Source organism: Alcaligenes sp. PF14, from assembly GCF_037150615.1.
Classification (GTDB): domain Bacteria; phylum Pseudomonadota; class Gammaproteobacteria; order Burkholderiales; family Burkholderiaceae_B; genus Alcaligenes; species Alcaligenes phenolicus.
Genome location: NZ_JBAGRS010000005.1, coordinates 181,450 through 198,842, shown reverse-complemented (window position 1 = coordinate 198,842; position 17,393 = coordinate 181,450). Strand labels below are relative to the sequence as shown.

8 protein-coding genes are annotated in these 17,393 nt (G+C 57.2%); 5 read left to right on the top strand and 3 right to left on the bottom strand.

What is annotated here, in order from left to right:
- The gene (gene tagF, locus WFM49_RS12325) at positions 1-744 is read left to right on the top strand and encodes a type VI secretion system-associated protein TagF (RefSeq protein WP_250756243.1); all 744 of its coding nucleotides are present in this window, start codon (positions 1-3) and stop codon (positions 742-744) included.
- A gap of 8 nt (positions 745-752) precedes the next feature.
- Positions 753-2,435 carry a PEGA domain-containing protein gene (locus WFM49_RS12320; RefSeq protein WP_336973498.1) on the top strand — a complete coding sequence of 561 codons (1,683 nt, stop codon included), beginning with the start codon at positions 753-755 and terminating at the stop codon, positions 2,433-2,435.
- A 95-nt stretch (positions 2,436-2,530) separates the two neighbouring features.
- Here WFM49_RS12320 and WFM49_RS12315 read toward each other — a convergent pair whose 3' ends face one another.
- Positions 2,531-3,436 (bottom strand): DMT family transporter, encoded by a 906-nt coding sequence (locus tag WFM49_RS12315; protein WP_021447235.1) that lies wholly within the window; start codon positions 3,434-3,436, stop codon positions 2,531-2,533.
- A gap of 93 nt (positions 3,437-3,529) precedes the next feature.
- On the bottom strand, positions 3,530-4,921 hold the full coding sequence (locus WFM49_RS12310) for an aminotransferase-like domain-containing protein (protein WP_336973496.1): 1,392 nt from the start codon (positions 4,919-4,921) through the stop codon (positions 3,530-3,532).
- A 128-nt stretch (positions 4,922-5,049) separates the two neighbouring features.
- On the opposite strand from WFM49_RS12310, the gene WFM49_RS12305 reads away from it, so the two are divergent.
- On the top strand, positions 5,050-5,913 hold the full coding sequence (locus tag WFM49_RS12305) for a DMT family transporter (protein WP_035270575.1): 864 nt from the start codon (positions 5,050-5,052) through the stop codon (positions 5,911-5,913).
- A gap of 78 nt (positions 5,914-5,991) precedes the next feature.
- Here WFM49_RS12305 and WFM49_RS12300 read toward each other — a convergent pair whose 3' ends face one another.
- A complete protein-coding gene (locus WFM49_RS12300) occupies positions 5,992-7,482 on the bottom strand; it encodes a nucleobase:cation symporter-2 family protein (RefSeq protein WP_125301999.1) in 1,491 nt (496 codons plus the stop codon).
- A gap of 1,002 nt (positions 7,483-8,484) precedes the next feature.
- Between WFM49_RS12300 and WFM49_RS12295 the strand changes: the two genes are divergently transcribed.
- Positions 8,485-16,059 (top strand): SDR family NAD(P)-dependent oxidoreductase, encoded by a 7,575-nt coding sequence (locus WFM49_RS12295; protein WP_336973493.1) that lies wholly within the window; start codon positions 8,485-8,487, stop codon positions 16,057-16,059.
- The gene (locus WFM49_RS12290) at positions 16,052-17,392 is read left to right on the top strand and encodes an aminotransferase class I/II-fold pyridoxal phosphate-dependent enzyme (RefSeq protein WP_009463527.1); all 1,341 of its coding nucleotides are present in this window, start codon (positions 16,052-16,054) and stop codon (positions 17,390-17,392) included. Before WFM49_RS12295 ends, WFM49_RS12290 begins: the two co-directional genes overlap by 8 nt.
- Position 17,393: the final 1 nt, after the last annotated feature.

Sequence of the window (17,393 nt, the reverse complement as noted above, 5' to 3'; positions counted from 1 at the left end):
ATGCGCCAGGATGATTTCGACTCCAGCCCGGAGGTGATGTGGTACGGCAAGATTCCGGCCATGGGGGACTTTGTACGTCGACGTATGCCTGAGCCGATTTTGTTGCCGTGGGAGCGCTGGTTCAGCAGTGGTGTCAGCCAGATTCGTTCGCCCAGCAAGACTGCTGGAGCCAATATGCCCAGCTCGCCTGTCCATGCCTGGGGATTTCTGATGTCCTTGCCGCAAGGGGGCGTGCAAGCAGGAGCGGTCATGCCCAGTCAGGACCGGGTTGGGCGCGAGTATCTGGTGTGCGCTTTGGTGCCTTTGAATGCCGAGCAATGTCAGCGTGTCCGTCTGCCTGTACTGGCCAATATGGTTGAGCAATTGGGCCTGTCCTTGCAGCAAGGGGTGCGGTTTTGCTGGGCGGCAACCCAGTTGGATCAAACTTTGTGTAGTGCCGTGCCTTATGCCGGTTTGCTGGCGGAGAGTGTTGCCGCCCAGTCCGAGCAGCGTGATGCCGGGCAGGACATTCTGGATGTTTTGTACGGCTCTCGTGCGCCGTCTGTGCCACAAGACCCGTGGGCTGTCCTGCAGCCTTGTCTGGAGCCCGGCTCCCACCGTAGTTACTGGTGGTGCCTGGGCATGAACAATCCTGGCTGGCGCAGCGTGACGCACAGCGGCGAGCTAAGTCTGGCCCTGTTTCGGCGCTTGTTCGTGTCAGCAACAGCGGCAGATGCAGCAAGCCGCGCCTATCAACCATGGTGAGACCTTTCATGAAACGTACAAACTCTGCCAAGGATGTCCAGGGTCGCCCTTTGGGGCAGATTCTGGACTCTTTGCTGCTGGACCAACGGCTGGTGATTCTGGATCAATTGGCCTTGCAACTGGCCGAGCTGCATGAGCACCAGGAATGGTATGGCGTGCTGGGGCTGGATACGGTGGTTTTGAGTGATGAAGGTCTGGTTCAGTTATTGCCGCTGGAGCAGAACATGCACAAGCGCAGTCTGGCACAGGCGCGTGCTCAGGGTATGGCCTTTGATGAGCCTTGCGCGGCCCCCGAGCAATATGTGGATGATCCTGTGCGGCCTGCTGGCCCTTGGACGGATGTCTACGCTTATGCGGCCTTGCGCTGGCAACTGACAACGGGCTTTCCTCTGATGGCCGCCCCTTGGCGGCAGTTGAAAGATCCTGTGGTGATGGACGAGGACGCGGACGGTCCGACGCAGGCCATGTTGCAGGGTCTGGCCCTTGACTGGGTGCAGCGGCCTCAGTCCATGGCTTCTTACCGAAGGCTGGAACGATTGGGGCAAGTGCCAGAGCCTGTGCCCGCACATGCTCTCGCTGCGCAAACTGTGCTGCCGATTACGCCTGAACGGCGGCCTTCCTTGCCATTGTGGCTGGCGGGCTTGGCAGTAATCGTTCTGGCAGGGCTGGGGGCGGCGTATTGGAGCGGCGATGGCGATACTTCCGGGCCCGCTGTTGCTTCGTCTGATGCCAATCGTCCGGCGGTGGTGGGCGACACGCCTGAGGAGTCCACATCAAGGCCGGGACCGGGATCAATCACGTCGGAGTTGCAGGGCGGGCTGGTAGCGGATGGAGAGTCCAAGCCGAATGATGTGGCTGCTTTGGGTGCAGGGGTGGGGTCTGCCTCCCAATCGGGGCAGCCTTCGGTGGCAGGATCAGATCAGCTTGGGTCGCAGTCGACAGGTGCACAAAATGACTCGGTGACAGGGCAGCAATTAGCCCAGGCTTCGGGCTCGCAAGCCGCGACAACAACGGAGTTGAAACTGCTGGCCGAGTCGGGAGCTTTGCAGCCTGCTTTGCCAGTTCAAACACAAAACACATCGGATGATGCAGCTCGCCTGGTTTTGGCCGATCATGCTGCCGGAACAGCCGGAACAGCCGGAACAGCCGGAACAGCCGGAACAGCCGGAACAGCCGGAACAGCCGGAACAGCCGGAACAGCCGGAACAGCCGGAACAGCCGGAACAGCCGGAACAGCCGGAACAGCCGGAGCCGCTGGAGTTACAGGAGCTACTGGAGGGGGAGCAGCAATAACAGGCGCCCCCGGAGTTAATGAAACTACCGGGGCAGCGGGAAGTGTCGGAGCAATGGGAATTACCGGGACTGCTACGGCCACTGCATCAGGGGTGGCCGCAAGCACGCAAACCGACTCCTCTGAGCCTTCCGCGCAAGTCGATCATGTGGAACAACTGGATCCTGTCGCTGCCAAGCCTGCGCCACCTGCCAAGGGCACAATCGCCCTGGATATACGGCCTTGGGGGGAGGTCTATGTGAATGGCCGAAAGCAAGGTGTCAGCCCGCCTTTGAAGTCCTTGTCACTGGCGCCAGGCTCGCACCGCATTGTTGTCAAGAATGCGGGATTGCCAGAGTTCAGCACAACAATTCGAGTGCGCTCAGGAAAGACGGCCAGCGTCAGTCACGAGTTCAAATAGGCTGCGAGAACCGAGAACCGAGAACCGAGAACCGAGAACCGAGAACCGAGAACCGAGAACCGAGAACGAAGACGCTTGAAGGCGGCGTAGCTGACTTACGTCGTCTTGCGCTTGCCGATCAGCCCTGTAGCCAGCAATGTCCCGAACAGAACGGTACTCATACCGATCAGCATCTGTGCGGTCAGGGCCTCGTCCAGCAGCAAGGCACCCCACAACACCCCAAAAGGTGGCACCAAAAAGGTCACCGTAATGGTTTTGGAGGGGCCGACATTGGACAGAAGGCGGTAAAAAATCAGATAGGCGACGGCCGTGCACAGCAGGGATAAGGACAGCGCAGCCCCCCAGGCATGCAGGCCCGGAAACTGTGCGGGCCACCAGTAAATGGCTGCGGGCAATAGAACCAATGTTGCGCTGACCATGCTGCCTGCTGCTACTGCCTGTGGCTGCACGCCGCGCAGATAGCGGGCGGTAAAGTTGGCGGCAATACCGTAAAACACTGTGGCCAGCAAAGATGCCAGCACAGCCCAGCCTTCGGCGCCTTTATTGAAGCTGAGCTTGTCGTACACCAGAATCAGAATGCCCAGGAAGCCCAGACACAGGCCCAGAATCCGGCTGGGTGTCAGGCGCTCTTTCAACCAGACTCGTGCCACCAGTGCGCCGAACAAGGGAGCCATGGCATTCAAGACGGCCAGCAAGCCAGACTCCAGTCGCAAGGCTGCGAAGGCGTATAAGGAGAAGGGCACGGCGGCATTCAGAATGCCCAGCGCAAAGATGGGTTTCCAGTTCGCCAGAAAGATGGGCAAGCGTCCGGTGACGGTGATGTAGCTCATCAAGGCCAGGGCGCTGACACCGACCCGTATGGCGGTCAGGGGAAAGGGGCCAAAGTCGGGGACCGCTTGCAGCGTAAATAAAAACGAGCCGCCCCAGATGGCGGCCAGCAGGAATAAATCGCGTAAGTCTTTGGGGGACATGGGAGTCAGATTGGTGGCGGCGGTCCGCATGGGCCGCATAACAGAGCCGATTGTAATCCTCTGGTAGCGACCAGGACACTGATGCGGGGCGTTCAAGTGGAAGGTCTGAAATCCCTTGATGCTTTAAACAGACAGCTCGTTGTTCAAAGCCCGTTTCAGGACGTTGAAGACGCGTTTGTCCCCGCATTGAGCGACGTTGAAGCGCAGAAACTGGACAGCATCAGGAGCTTGGCTGAAAACAGGGCCAGGGGCCAGTACGATGCCATGGGGTAGACAGGCGCGTGTCAACGTCAGGGCATCATGCCCGGCGGGCAGACGGACCCAGAGAAACATGCCCTCGCGGGGGCGCAGCCATGGCGTCAGGCCAAGTTGCTCCAGCTGTGCCACGGCATGATCCATGGCTTTGGAGAGCCGGTATCGAACTCGTTCCAGATGTTTGCGATAGCCGCTGTCGCCAAGCGCGCTGTTCAGAATATGCGAGGCCAGGCGGTTGCTGCTGAAACTGGTGGCGGTACGCAAGTCGACCAGGCTCTCGATCCACGGAGTCTGGGCTGCGATATAACCGCAGCGCAAGGCGGCCGACAGTGTTTTGGAAAAACTGCCTATCTGTACTACGCGGGACAGCCCATCCAGCGCGGCCAGTCGGGTAGCGGGCCGGGTTTCCAGGTCCCCGAAAATATCGTCCTCAATAATGTAGAGGTCGGCACGTTGTGCCATGGCCAGCACGCTATGGGCGGTCATGGCCGAAAGACGTGCGCCGGTTGGATTGTGTATGCCTGAATTGGTGATGTACAGGCGGGGTTTGTGTTCTTTAAGGGCAGCCTCAAAGGCCGCCAGATCAGGGCCCTGATGGGTGTAGGGCACGCTGGCGATTTTGGCCCGATGCGCTCGCAGCAGCGCATGGAAATTGAAGTAGCAGGGGTCGTCCACCAGGACCGTATCGCCTGGCTCCAGAAAGAAGCGACAGAGCAGATCAATGGCTTGAGTGCCCGAGTCGGTCAGCATGATGTGATGCGGGGCAGCATCTATTTCGGACTGCACGAGACGACGGGCCAGCATTTGTCGCAAGGGTTCCAGACCCAGAGGCGAGCCGTAGTCCGTCAAGTCCGCGCTGGGACTACGGGCGGCCTTACGTAAACCGCGGCGCACTCCTTGATCATACATCCAGTCCGAGGGCAGCCACCCGCAGCCAGGCATCAGGACATCGGCCTCGGCTTCCAGAGATTGGCGCGAGATCCATAAAGGATCGATATCCTTTTCCAGAGCTGGTTCCAGGGCGGCCAAGCTGAGTGGAGCCAAAGGAGCCGTCACATAAAAGCCGGAACCCGCGCGAGCCTCGATCAGACCTTCAGCGGCCAGCCTGCCATAGGCTTCGACAATCGTGGATACCGACACGCCTGCCGATTTTGCTTGTGCGCGTACGGATGGCAGGCGGGTACCGGGCGGGTAGGTCCGTGCCGCGATGCGATCACGTACGGATTGCATGATGTAGTCGATACGGGTCAAAGCAGACATGAGGCTGGCTCGGGTACGGTGTATGGGTCCGGTGAGCAGTACAGTTTTTTAAAACTGTACTGGACTGTGCCTGTGTATGCTGGCATAGCTGTGTTGTACTGACAAGCATCTTTGTTGGAGAGTGAATGATGGATAGCAAGGCAGTCAGCTGGCTAAATGGCTTTATAGGCGTAGCAATCTTTGCCGGATCTCTGCCGGCTACACGTGTTGCTGTGCTGGGCATGGATCCTTTTTTCCTGACTGGCGCGCGAGCGGTAGTCGCTGCCTTGTTGGCAGCGGTCTGGTTGCTGATCGGGCGTGTGGCACGGCCAAAGCGATCAGACTTGTTACCCCTGGCCGTGGTTGGTTTTGGTGTCGTGCTGGGATTCCCCTTGTTGACGGCGCTGGCCTTGCAGTACATCACTTCGGCGCATTCTATTGTGTATGTCGCCTTGTTGCCGTTGTGCACAGCCCTCTTTGGGGTGGTTTTGGCCGGAGAGCGGCATAAGCCCGTGTTCTGGCTGTGCTCTGTTTTAGGCTGCTTGCTGGTGATGGCCTATGCCGCGCGAGAAGGTCTGGATGCGGCCTGGCAAGGGGACCTGTATATGCTGGCCGCCGTGGTGGTGTGTGGCTTGGGTTATGCCGAAGGTGGACGCCTGTCGCGTCGTTTGGGTGGCTGGCAAGTTATTTGCTGGGCCCTGGTGCTCTCCTCGCCTTTCATGTTCGTCATGATGCTGTGGTTCTGGCCGCAAACATTCAGCAATGTGAATACAGCAGCCTGGTTAGGTTTCGGCTATGTGTCAGTGTTCAGCATGTTCCTGGGATTTGTGTTCTGGTATCGGGGGTTGGCGCAGGGAGGGATTGCCGCAGTGGGGCAACTGCAGTTGTTGCAGCCTTTTATGGGCCTGGGACTGGCTGCCGCCTTGCTGGGTGAGTCCGTCAATGCCAGCATGATCTGGGTGACTTTAGGCGCTGCCTTGTGCGTGGCGGGGGCGCGGCGCTTTGCTTCGTGATGGCAGAAGCCGGACGATAAAAAACCGGCCTGTCTCATTCATGGACAGGCCGGTTTCAAGACAAGCTGAGCAAGCGTTTTAGGCTTCCGCGTGCTTGGCTGCTTCTACCGCTGCATGCGTATCTTCTTTAGCACCATTAAAGAATAAGTTCAGCAGAACGGCAGCAATCGAGGTCAGCAGGATGCCCGATTCGATCAGCGGGTGAATGGCGTGAGGCATCCACTGCATGTAGTTGGGCGCAACCAGAGGAATCATGCCCACGCCAATGGAGATAGCCACAATCATGGAGTTGTTGCGGTTGGTCTTGTAATCCACGCCGGACAGAATGCGGATACCAGTAGCCGTCACCATACCGAACATCACAATCCCGGCGCCGCCCAGAACCACGGTGGGCAGGGACTCAACCAGGGCAGCCATTTTGGGCAGCAGGCCCAGAATGATCAAAATCACACCCCCGGCCACGCAGACAAAGCGGCTGCGCACGCCTGTCACGGCAACCAGGCCCACGTTTTGCGAAAAGCTGGAGTAGGGGAAGGTGTTGAAGATACCGCCCAGCAAGGTGCCCAGACCGTCGGTGCGCAGGCCGCGTGCCAGATCTTTCTGATCCACTTTCTTGCCTGTCATGTCGCTAAGAGCCAGGAACATGCCGGTAGACTCAATCAGCACCACAATCATGACCAGTGTCATGGTCGCAATGTGCAGGATATTGAACTTGGGCATCCCGAAGTGGAAGGGCAGAACCAGATCAACCCAAGCTGCATTGGCGACTTTCTCGTAGGTCATGATGCCCATGGCCGAGGCCACAACGGCGCCAATAACAATACCCAGCAAGACGGCCACGTTAGCCAGAAAGCCTTTGGCAAATTTGGCGATCAGCAGAATCGAGGTCAGCACGATGGCGGCAATACCCAGGCCAGTCAGGTTGGCGTAGCGCGGGTTCGGTACCGTTGCTTTCAGGGCCAGACCTTCTGGAGGTGGGGGCAAGGCCGAGCCGGGCATGGCCGCGGCCGATTGTGCGTGCTGAATCCAGGCCAGGTGGTCGGGGTTGATGACCGTGGGGGCGGTAGGGCCAACAGGGTTACCGAAAATCCAGTTGATCCCCACTCGCATCAGCGTAATGCCGATCATGGCAATAATGGTGCCGGTGACCACAGGCGGGAAAAAGCGCAGCATGCGGCTGACGGCAGGGGCGATGATCATGGTGATGATCCCTGCCCCGATGACCGTGCCAAAGAGCAACTGGGCTCCTTCCTGGCCGGGGTTGGCCTGTGCCATGGAGACCATGGGGCCGACAGCGGCAAAGGTCACACCCATCATGACGGGCAGCTTGATACCAAAATACTGCGTAAAGCCCATCGATTGGATGATGGACACGATGCCGCAGACAAACAGGTCAGCAGCAATCAGGATCGATACTTCTTCAGACGTCAGGTTTAATGCCCGGCCCACAATTAGTGGAACCGCGACGGCACCGGCGTACATTACCAGAACGTGCTGCAAGCCCAGTGCAGCCAGCCTGCCGTTCGGTAATCGTTCGTCGACGGGTGCGGTGGTCGCGTTCGTACCCATGAAATGTCTCCAGAGTGGATTAATTATTAGATGAAGCCATTTCAATGTAACGGCGTGCGACAGCCCTGTCATAAGACAATTCGTATAGAGCCTAGGTGGACCTAGCTATAGATGAGGGATAACCCCCAAAAAAAACGCCCTGATTTGGGCGTTTTTGATGCGGCTAAGGGAAAACACTGCTTTGGTGACACATGGTCAGGTCATGGGGGAAGGTCGTTGTATACCGGCACCAGTAACGGGTTCGCGCTCGTCGCGCGTATGTCGTGTTTGTATCAAAAATGAGTTTTTCACTACGACTTGATGGTTGTGTCAGGCCTATTGGAACGTCAGCAAGTGTAAGTTATGACTGCCTTGTAAGCTGCCTGATAGTCCTGAAAAAGCTCGTCTGGCGGCTTTAGCACAGCATCGGATTGTTACAGTGCGGCCCTGCCCGATTTCAATTCTTTATAGATTAGAACAACTGCGTAATGGTAACATTCGCAGCTGCTAATCTTTTTGCAGTGCAGCAGGCTACCGCCAAGTAGGCAGGATTTTTTGGCGAAGAACAGTCTTTGCTTAATGTCGAATTGAAGTTTTTATTTCGCTAAAGGTGGCGACGAAATAAAAAAATCTTTGATATTTTGCCTAGTGTCTTGATTAGACAGCCTTGGTAAATATACCCAAGGCTTTGTTATTTTTCAAACACTCGTTTTTTTTGGTTAACAATAAATAGAATAATATCGTCAGGGAATATTTTATTTGAATATTTTATTTTTAGCATTATTGCTTAAATAAAATTCGAAAATAAATATCATCGAATTGCATAGAGTTTATATATATTCCATGTAATTGGGGTTTGTAAATCATAGTAACGGGATGTAAGTTTCGCCATTGTTTACTGGTGTGCTGCCTGCGACACGGCTATGTCAGAAGTCGTTGTCCGAAATAGCGTTTTATCAAATATGACTATTCCGTGCTCCGCGGTGACAGGGCAAGTCAGTAAAGATCGAAAGGGTAGGGTGCGTGTCTCAAAATACAGGCAAGGGTGCTAAGGAGTTAGAAGCATCCCGTACGGATATTAATAAAAGCAATACTGCGTCTGGAGCAATCGCCATTATTGGTATGGCGTTTCGCTTTCCGGGTGACCTGTCGCAGCCCGACCAGTTCTGGAATGCCTTAATTGAAAAACGCGACCTGGTTACGGAAATCCCGGCGGATCGCTGGGCGACGGCCGAGTTGCAACACGATAAAAGGTCCGAGCCGGGGCGTAGCATTACTTTTTCGGCTGGTGTCTTGTCGCGCATCGACGAGTTCGATGCGGACTTTTTCGGCATTTCCCCTCGCGAAGCCGCCTGGCTGGACCCCCAACAACGCTTGTTACTGGAGCTGTCCTGGGAAGCCATGGAGAATGCGGGCGTCTTGCCCTCCAGCATGGCCGGTAGTGACTGTGCGGTTTATGTTGGTATTTCCGGCCTGGATTACGGCATGCGCGGCTTGGATGATTTGTCCAGCCTGACAGCCCATATGATGACCGGCAATACCATGAGTATCGCCGCCAACCGTCTGTCCTATATCTACGACCTGCACGGTCCGTCCATGGCGGTGGATACCGCCTGCTCGTCTTCTTTGGTCGCTTTGCATCAAGCCTGCTCAAGTTTGCGCAATGGCGAGGCTTCAACCGCCTTGGTCGGTGGCGTCAATCTGTTGCTGCACCCTTATCCCTTTGTTGGATTTACCAAAGCGTCGATGCTGTCGGCAGATGGCCGTTGCAAGGCGTTTGATGAGGCTGGTAATGGTTACGTGCGGTCCGAAGGTGGCGCGGTACTGATGCTCAAGCCCCTGGAGCAGGCGCTGGCCGATGGCGACCAGATACAGGCCGTCATTTTGGCAACAGGCGTGAATGCCGATGGGGCTCGCAAGACCGGCATTACTATTCCTAGCTGCCAGGGACAAATTGAGTTGATGCGCTCCGTGCTGGAGCGCAGTGGCCTGACAGCGGCTGATGTTGACTTTGTAGAAGCCCACGGTACCGGTACAGCCGTAGGCGATCCTGTTGAAACCACCGCCATCAGCGCGGTGTATGGCAAATCGCGTGAACAGCGTTTGCCTATTGGTTCAGTCAAAGCGAACTTGGGCCATATGGAGTCGGCCTCCGGCATGGCTGGCCTGGTCAAGACAGTGCTGGCATTGCAGCACCAAGCCTTGCCGCCTGCTTTGCATTTGAATACCCCCAATCCCGCCATTGATTTTGATGGTTTGAATCTGGAGCTGCTGCCCCAGGGCCGCGAATTGCAGCGCACCGATGGCAAGCCTTTGGTCGCAGGACTTAACTCGTTTGGCTTTGGTGGTGCCAACGCCCACGTCTTGTTGCAGGCTCCTGTAGCGACAATGGCCCAATCGGTAACGGTGCCGAACTCGGGTTTGCCGCCTTTGGTTTTGTCGGCCAAGACAGAAGCCGCTCTGCGTGAGCAAGCGGGTAATTATGCGGACTTGCTGGACGGCAAGACGGCGCAAGATTTTTACGATGTCAGCTACGCGGTCACTCACCGTCGTCAGACTTTGGCTCGTTGTTTGATCATTCAGCCCGAAACGGTTGAAGAAGGCGTGGCGCAATTGCGTGCTTACGCGCAAGGCCAAGCCCCACAAGGTTTGCAAACCGTAGACGCCCTGAGCAAAGAAGGCCAATTGGCCTTTGTCTACGCCGGTAACGGAGCGCAGTGGCTGGGCATGGGCGTGACCTTGTTGCGCGAGTCCCCTCGTTTTGCGGCTTTGCTGTCCGAACTGGACGCCATGATGCAGCCCTTGGCGGGCTTTTCGCTGCTGGAGCAATTGCAGGCCGAACCTGCCGCTTCCCGCATGGACGACACGACAGTCGCCCAGCCTTTGTTGTTTGCTGTACAGGTTATTGTGACGCGCATGCTGCGCGAAGATGGCATTGAACCTGATGCCGTGGCTGGCCACAGTGTGGGCGAAATCGCTGCTGCCTGGGCCGCTGGTGCCTTGGATCTGGAACAAGCCATACGCGTTATTTGTGCCCGTAGTCAGGCTCAAGGTCTGACTCGTGGCCAAGGCCGGATGGCCGTTATCGGTCTGTCCCAGGAAGCGGTGAACACCTTGCTGGAAGGCTTGGGTGCGGACTTGGGCGTGAATGTGGCGGGGGTAAACAGCCCTTCCAATATCACTCTGTCCGGCAGTCTGGACGGCTTGCTGCGCATTCAATCTGCCTTGGAAGGCCAAAGCGTTTTCTTCCGCCTGCTGGATTTGGATTACGCCTTTCACAGTCCCTATATGGATGGCTTGCTGCCGCATCTGGAAAAGAGCCTGGGCGATTTGCAGCCCGGTCAGCAGGCTCCACAAGCCCGTTTTGTCTCGACCGTTACGGGCGACGAACTGTCCCCGCAAGAGCTGGGCGTGGATTATTGGTGGCGCAATATTCGCGAACCCGTGCAGTTTGAGCAGGCTATTGCCTGTCTGGCGAACCAGGGCTGCCGCGTATTTCTGGAAATTGGCCCGCACGCCATTTTGCAGCGCTACATTCGTGAAACCCTGACTCAGTGTGAGGTTCAGGGTGTGGTGTTGTCCAGCTTGCGCAAGCATGACGATGGCCCGCAGCGGCTGACTGATACGGCCTTGCATACCCTGGCTTTATTGCCGACCCAGTTGAAAGCCCGTTTTCCCGTTGCTGGCAATCCAGTGGAGCTGCCCGTTTACCCATGGCAGCGCGAGCGTCATTGGTACAAGAACAGCACAGAAGGGATGCGCTCCATCGAGCGTCGTCGTGTGCATGATTTGCTGGGTTGGCGTTTGCCGGATAGCGATATCAGCTGGGAAAACGTGCTGGACCCGGTGGTTTTGCCTTGGCTGGCGGATCACAAAGTGGGTGGTGCCATGGTGTACCCAGGTGCCGCTTATCTGGAAATGGCTTTGGCTGCAGCCCGCGAGTGGCTGGGCGAAGCACTGATCCTGGTGGACGAGCTGGATATTCTGGCTCCGCTGGTTTTTGATGGTGAACATGCCCGCAGCCTGCGTTTTGTGCTGAGCCCGCGTGATGGCAGCTTCCATATCAAGAGTCGCCAACGCTTGAGCCAGGACGAGTGGGTGGTACACGCCAGCGGTCGTATTCTGGCTTCGGATGAACGCATGCCCGTGGCGGAGCTCTCGCCCCTGGCCTCGGCTGAACTGCAGATTGATCGCGATCGACACTATCGCTTGGCGCATTCCCTGGGTCTGGATTACGGTCCGGCCTTCCAGGGTTTGAAAGCATCGCAGGTGCAAGGTACTTATCTGAATGCCGAACTGGAGATGCCCGTCAGCCTGGAGCAAGATGGCTATCTGTTGCACCCGGCCTTGATGGACGTGTGCTACCAGTCTCTGGTGGATTTCTTCGCACAAGATATTGAAGCAGGCCAAGGCGTGGCCTTGTTGCCTGTGAAAGTAGGCCGTTTCACCCTGTCTACAGAAGGACAGGTAACGCATTTCCGTGCCCACCTGCGTCGTAGCAGTGCCCGTTCGGTACTGGCAGATTTCGAGCTGTATGGTGCTGATGGCCGTTTGTTGGCCAGCGCCCAGGCCTGCCGTTTCCGCGCTGCGTATTTCTTGCGCCAGGATCGCCACGCGGTGTCGAACTGGCAAATTACCCCGTATCTGCGTCCTCATCCTCGCGATGAGCGAGTTGCCGTTACGCTCTCGCCTGAGCAACTGGCCCAAAGCGGCTGGGCAGCACTGGCTGACCAGCAGCAAGAGCGAGAAACCTGGTTCCATCAGACTTTGCCTTTGCTGGATGCCTTGAGCCTGTCCTTTATTTATGAAGCCTTCCAGAACGTAAAGCCTTCCGAACTCAGCACCGAAGTATTGAATAGCCCGTATGGCCGCTGGCTAAGCGAGCTGTTGCGCGCTGAAGAGCTGCTGCAAGATGACGAAGGCTATCGTGTGGTGGAGCAGGCCGATATGCCTGCCGCCCAGGACTTGTGGCGCACAATTTTGCAGGATTCGCCTAGCAGCTTGCCGCAACTGACCCAGATTGGTTCGGTCGGACGCCAATTGCCGGCCTTGTTGCGTGGCGATATTTCAGGCGAAAAACTGCTGGCTTCCTTGCGCCGTTCCCCCGTGGTTGAAGTGCTGTATGACGATGACCCCATGTATCTGGGTGTGCGTCTGGCACTGGAAACCCAGTTGCGAGAACTGGCTGCGAACTTGCCCGCCTCCCAGCGGCTGCGCGTACTGGAAGTCGCCGTAGGCCCAAGCGATTTGCCCAAGACTCTGGCTGCTTGCCTGTCCGAAGACCAGTTTGAATACGTATTGGCTTTGCCAGATGCTGATTTGCAGGCTCGTCAGGCAACGCAGCACCATGCTTTGGCCAACGTGCAGGTGCTCGGTTTTGATCTGCAAGACTGGCAACTGGAGCAGGTCGATAAGCCCCAGTTCGATGTCGTGATTTTGCGCCACAGCCTGCACCGTACCGTGCATGTGCCTCCCGCCCTGATGCGGAGCAAGCAATGGCTGGCGACGGGTGGGGTCTTGCTGGTGGCCGAGTGTCACCCTGACTGGCATGCAGACTTCTTGTCCGGTCTGGACCAAAGCTGGTGGCACGCCGCCGGTGAGTCGCAATCCTCCTCCTTGTTGTCGCCCGAAGGCTGGCACACGGCGTTGGAGCAAGCAGATTTTGAGCAGGTGCAAACTGCGCAAGAGCCTGCCGCACAGGAATTGAGTGAGGGTGCTTATTTGTTGCTGGCCAAGGCCGCGACAACGCAGGCGATTCCAAACCAGGAAGCCGTCGCTGCAGCGAAATGGGTCTTGTTGTTTGATGAGGCTTCTCAAGTTCAAGCCCATTCGTTGCAAGCCCGTTTGGAAGCAGCTGGCCAAACAGTTAACGCTCAAATCTGGCCGCTCAGTGCAGACATTCTGGCTGATGAGAGTCCTCTGAATGTAGTGCAGATGCTGGGTTGGGCCGATACTGCTGCTGCGGTCAGCCAGACCAGCGCCCAGCTGCTGAGCCTGACGCAAGATCTGTCGGCCCGTACCGCTGCAAGTCGCCTGTTCCTGGTGACGCAAGGCGGTGCCTTGCCGGCGATGGCAGAGGAATTGGATTGGGCGGTGAATCCAGTCCAGTCGGCCTTGTGGGGCTTTGGTCGCGTCGTGATGAACGAGCTGCCCGCCTTGTCCTGCACATTGATTGATCTGGCCGGTGATGTGAATGCCAGCGATGTCGCTCAGCGTCTGGAACTGGAGTTGCTGTGGCCGGATGAAGCAACAGAAATTGTCTTGTCTCAAGACGCACGCCACACCTTGGTGCTGAAAGAGGCTACTGCGGCAGCGACTGCCCAGCTAAGCCAGGATGCCCGCTTCAAGCTGGACTTTCAGGTGCCCGGACAACTGCGCAATCTGGAATGGCAAGCTGTTCAAGCGCCGAGCCTGGCTGCAGATCAGGTTGAAGTCCGTACCATGGCCGCGGGCCTGAACTTCCGTGACGTGATGTATTTGATGGGCTTGTTGCCGGACGAAGCCGTCGAAAACGGTTTTGCCGGTGCCAGCCTGGGTCTGGAGTTCTCGGGTGTGGTTACACGCGTTGGTGCTGATGTCACCAATTTGATGGTAGGCCAGCCGGTGATGGGCTTTGGTTCCTCCTGCTTTGCCAGCCATGTGGTGACACGTGCGGATGCTATCGCTCCCATGCCTGAAGGCTGGGATTTTGAAGCTGCCGCCACCGTTCCAACGGTGTTCTTCACGGTCTACTACGCCCTGACGCATCTGGCTCATATCCAGCCCGGTGAAAAAGTGTTGATACACGGTGCCGCAGGTGGTGTGGGGATTGCTGCAATCCAGCTGGCCCGTCATTTGGGCGCAGAGATTTATGCCACTGCTGGCACGGACGAGAAACGCGTATTCGCCTCCTTGCTGGGTGCTGACCATGTGTTCGATTCGCGCAGCCTGAGCTTTGCTCAGGACGTGATGGACGCCACTGGCGGTGAAGGTGTGGACGTAGTGCTGAACTCGCTGGCGGGTGAGGCCATGCGCCGCAGTTTGGACGTCCTGAGTCCTTTTGGCCGTTTCCTGGAGTTGGGCAAGCGTGACTTCTTCGAGAACACGCCGATTGGTCTACGTCCCTTCAAGAGCAATATCAGCTACTTCGGTATTGATGCCGACCAACTGCTGACGGGACGCCCAGCTTTGGCGGGACGTTTGTTCAAGGAAGTCATGGAGCTTTTCCATGATGGCGCGCTGTTCCCACTGCCTTACCGTAGCTTCGGTGCCGAGCATGTGGTTGATGCATTCCGCGCCATGCAGCAGGCTCGTCACATCGGCAAGCTGGTGGTCTCCCTGAAGGATGCCCAACCCCGTTTGCCTGCAAAACAAATCGCTGCCCCTCTCGACTTGTCCGAACAGGGCACGTGGTTGGTTACGGGTGGCTTGTCTGGCTTCGGTTTGGCTTCCGCCCAATGGCTGGTCAAGCGTGGCGTGCGCTCTCTGGTCCTGGCTGGTCGCCGCGGTGCCGAGACCCCTGGTGCACAAGAGCTGCTGAAGCAGTTCCAGGCACAAGGCTGTCGCGTGCAATTCGTGGCGTGTGACGTTACGGATTCCGCAGCAGTACAAGCTGTTGTCGCGCAGATTCAGACGGGTGATAGCCCACTGACTGGCGTGTTGCATGCTGCCGCCGTGTTTGATGATCGCCTGATCGCCAATATGGATCAGGATAGCTTGAACAAGGTACTGCAAACCAAGTTGGTGGGTGCATGGAATCTGCACCTGGCTACTCAGGATTTGAAGCTGTCCCACTTCGTGCTGTATTCGTCTGTGACGACCTCTATTGGTAACCCCGGACAGGCGAACTATGTGGCCGCCAACGCGGGCCTGGAAGGTTTGACGCGCTTGCGCCAGAACCTGGGTCTGGCGGCGTCCTGCATTGCCTGGGGACCGATTGGCGACGCAGGTTACCTGACCCGCAATGAAACTGTGAAGGACAGCTTGGGCAAACGTCTGGGCAAGGCACCGTTGCAGTCGGATCAGGCACTGGATCAACTGGATCGCGTCCTGGCCGTCAATGGCGAAGTGTCCATTGTGGCCAACTTCGACTGGAATGCCTTGGCACGCTTGCTGGCCTCGGCCCAAAGTGAACGCTTTGCCATCTTGAACCGTGCCCGCAAGGATCACGACTCAGGCAGCGATGGCCAGGATATTCACACCTTGATCGCGGGTAAAACGCCCGAGCAAATTCACGCTTTGGTGGCCGAGTGGGTGGCGCAGGAAGTTGCCAACATTCTGCGCACCGAAGTAGACCGTATTGAAACCCAGCGCTCCTTGCATGATCTGGGCATGGACTCCTTGATGGCTGTGGAACTGGCCCTGGGGTTGGAGCAACGCTTTGGCGTGCAGTTGCCCGCCATGGTGCTGAATGATTCTCCCACCGTCTGGAACGTTGCGGCCCGCATTGTGGACAAGCTGACGGCCGGTGGCGAGGACTCGGCAGAGCAGGACGCTGGGCACTTGGTGGCCGATGTCGTACGTCAGCACGGGGACGATATGTCCGAGGCTGACTTGCAAGGCTTGGCAAAAGATGTACAGCGATTGGCTGAAACAGGAACATCACTGATCAATGAGTAAGAACGATCTGGCGCCAGGCAGTAAAGCACAACTGATACAGCGCATTCTGGGACGTAAAACCGGGCAAGCGGCCAGCAATGGCCGCATGGCCGAGCAGTCCGCCACCCATCAGGGGGCGGCCAGCCATATCCCGGAGTCCTACACCCGCTTTGACCGTCATCCCGGTTACGAAAAAATGCTGGTGCCCAAGGCCATGGCTGATCGTATGGGCGTGCGTAACCCCTTTTTCCGCAGCCACGATGGTGTGGCCGCTGCGCGCACCCGTATCGACGGGCGCGACTATCTGAACTTTGCCAATTACAACTATCTGGGTCTTTCTGCACACCCGGAAGTGAATGCGGCCGCCAAAGCTGCGATGGACCAGTACGGCACATCGGCTTCGGCCAGCCGTTTGGTAGCAGGCGAGCGCCGCGTCCAGCGTGAATTGGAAGAAGAGCTGGCGCAGAACTATGAGGTGGATGATTGCGTGGTTTTTGTCAGTGGACATGCCACCAACGTCAGCACCATTGGTTACTTGTTCGGTCCCAAGGATCTAGTGATTCACGATAGCCTGATCCACAACAGTATTTTGCAAGGCATCCAGTTATCGGGTGCCGCCCGCCGTTCCTTCCCTCACAACGACAGCGCCGCTCTGGAGCGCATTCTGGCCGAGATTCGTGGCCAGTTTGAACGTGTGCTGATTGTGATCGAAGGCTTGTACAGCATGGATGGCGACATTCCGAACCTGCCTGCATTTATTGACATAAAGCGGCGGTATAAAGCGTTTTTGATGGTCGATGAAGCCCACGCCCTGGGCGTGCTGGGCAAGACAGGCCGCGGCTCGCACGAGCATTTTGGTGTGGCAGGCCGCGATGTCGACATCTGGATGGGTACCTTGAGCAAGACCCTGGCAAGCTGCGGTGGCTATATCGCTGGCGACCGCGCGCTGGTGGAGCTGCTCAAATACGCCGCCTCCGGCTTTGTGTACAGCGTGGGGATTTCTCCCGTGCTGGCGGCTGCTTCGCTTAAAGCCTTGCAGATCATGCGCCGGGAACCCGAGCGTGTGCATACCCTGCAAGAGCGTGGCAGCCAGTTTCTGAATTCGATGCGCTCGATGGGAATCAATACCGGCTTTGCCGAAGGCTACGCCGTGATTCCCGCGATTACAGGCAGTTCTCTTAAAGCAGTCAAACTGTCCGGCCAGTTGTTTGATGCCGGTCTGAATGTGCAACCCATTATCCATCCTGCAGTGGAAGAAAAAGCAGCGCGTTTGCGCTTTTTTCTGTCCTCCACGCATAGCCAGGATGACATAGACCTGGCGTGTGAAACCGTTCACACGCTCATGAAGAAATAAG

Excerpts from the sequence above, each read along its gene's own strand:
- WFM49_RS12305 (WP_035270575.1), top strand. The coding sequence starts at position 5,050 with ATGGATAGCAAGGCAGTCAGCTGGCTAAATGGCTTTATAGGCGTAGCA.
- tagF (WP_250756243.1), top strand. The coding sequence starts at position 1 with ATGCGCCAGGATGATTTCGACTCCAGCCCGGAGGTGATGTGGTACGGC.
- WFM49_RS12290 (WP_009463527.1), top strand. The coding sequence starts at position 16,052 with ATGAGTAAGAACGATCTGGCGCCAGGCAGTAAAGCACAACTGATACAG.
- WFM49_RS12310 (WP_336973496.1), bottom strand. The coding sequence starts at position 4,921 with ATGTCTGCTTTGACCCGTATCGACTACATCATGCAATCCGTACGTGAT.
- WFM49_RS12315 (WP_021447235.1), bottom strand. The coding sequence starts at position 3,436 with ATGCGGACCGCCGCCACCAATCTGACTCCCATGTCCCCCAAAGACTTA.
- WFM49_RS12300 (WP_125301999.1), bottom strand. The coding sequence starts at position 7,482 with ATGGGTACGAACGCGACCACCGCACCCGTCGACGAACGATTACCGAAC.
- WFM49_RS12320 (WP_336973498.1), top strand. The coding sequence starts at position 753 with ATGAAACGTACAAACTCTGCCAAGGATGTCCAGGGTCGCCCTTTGGGG.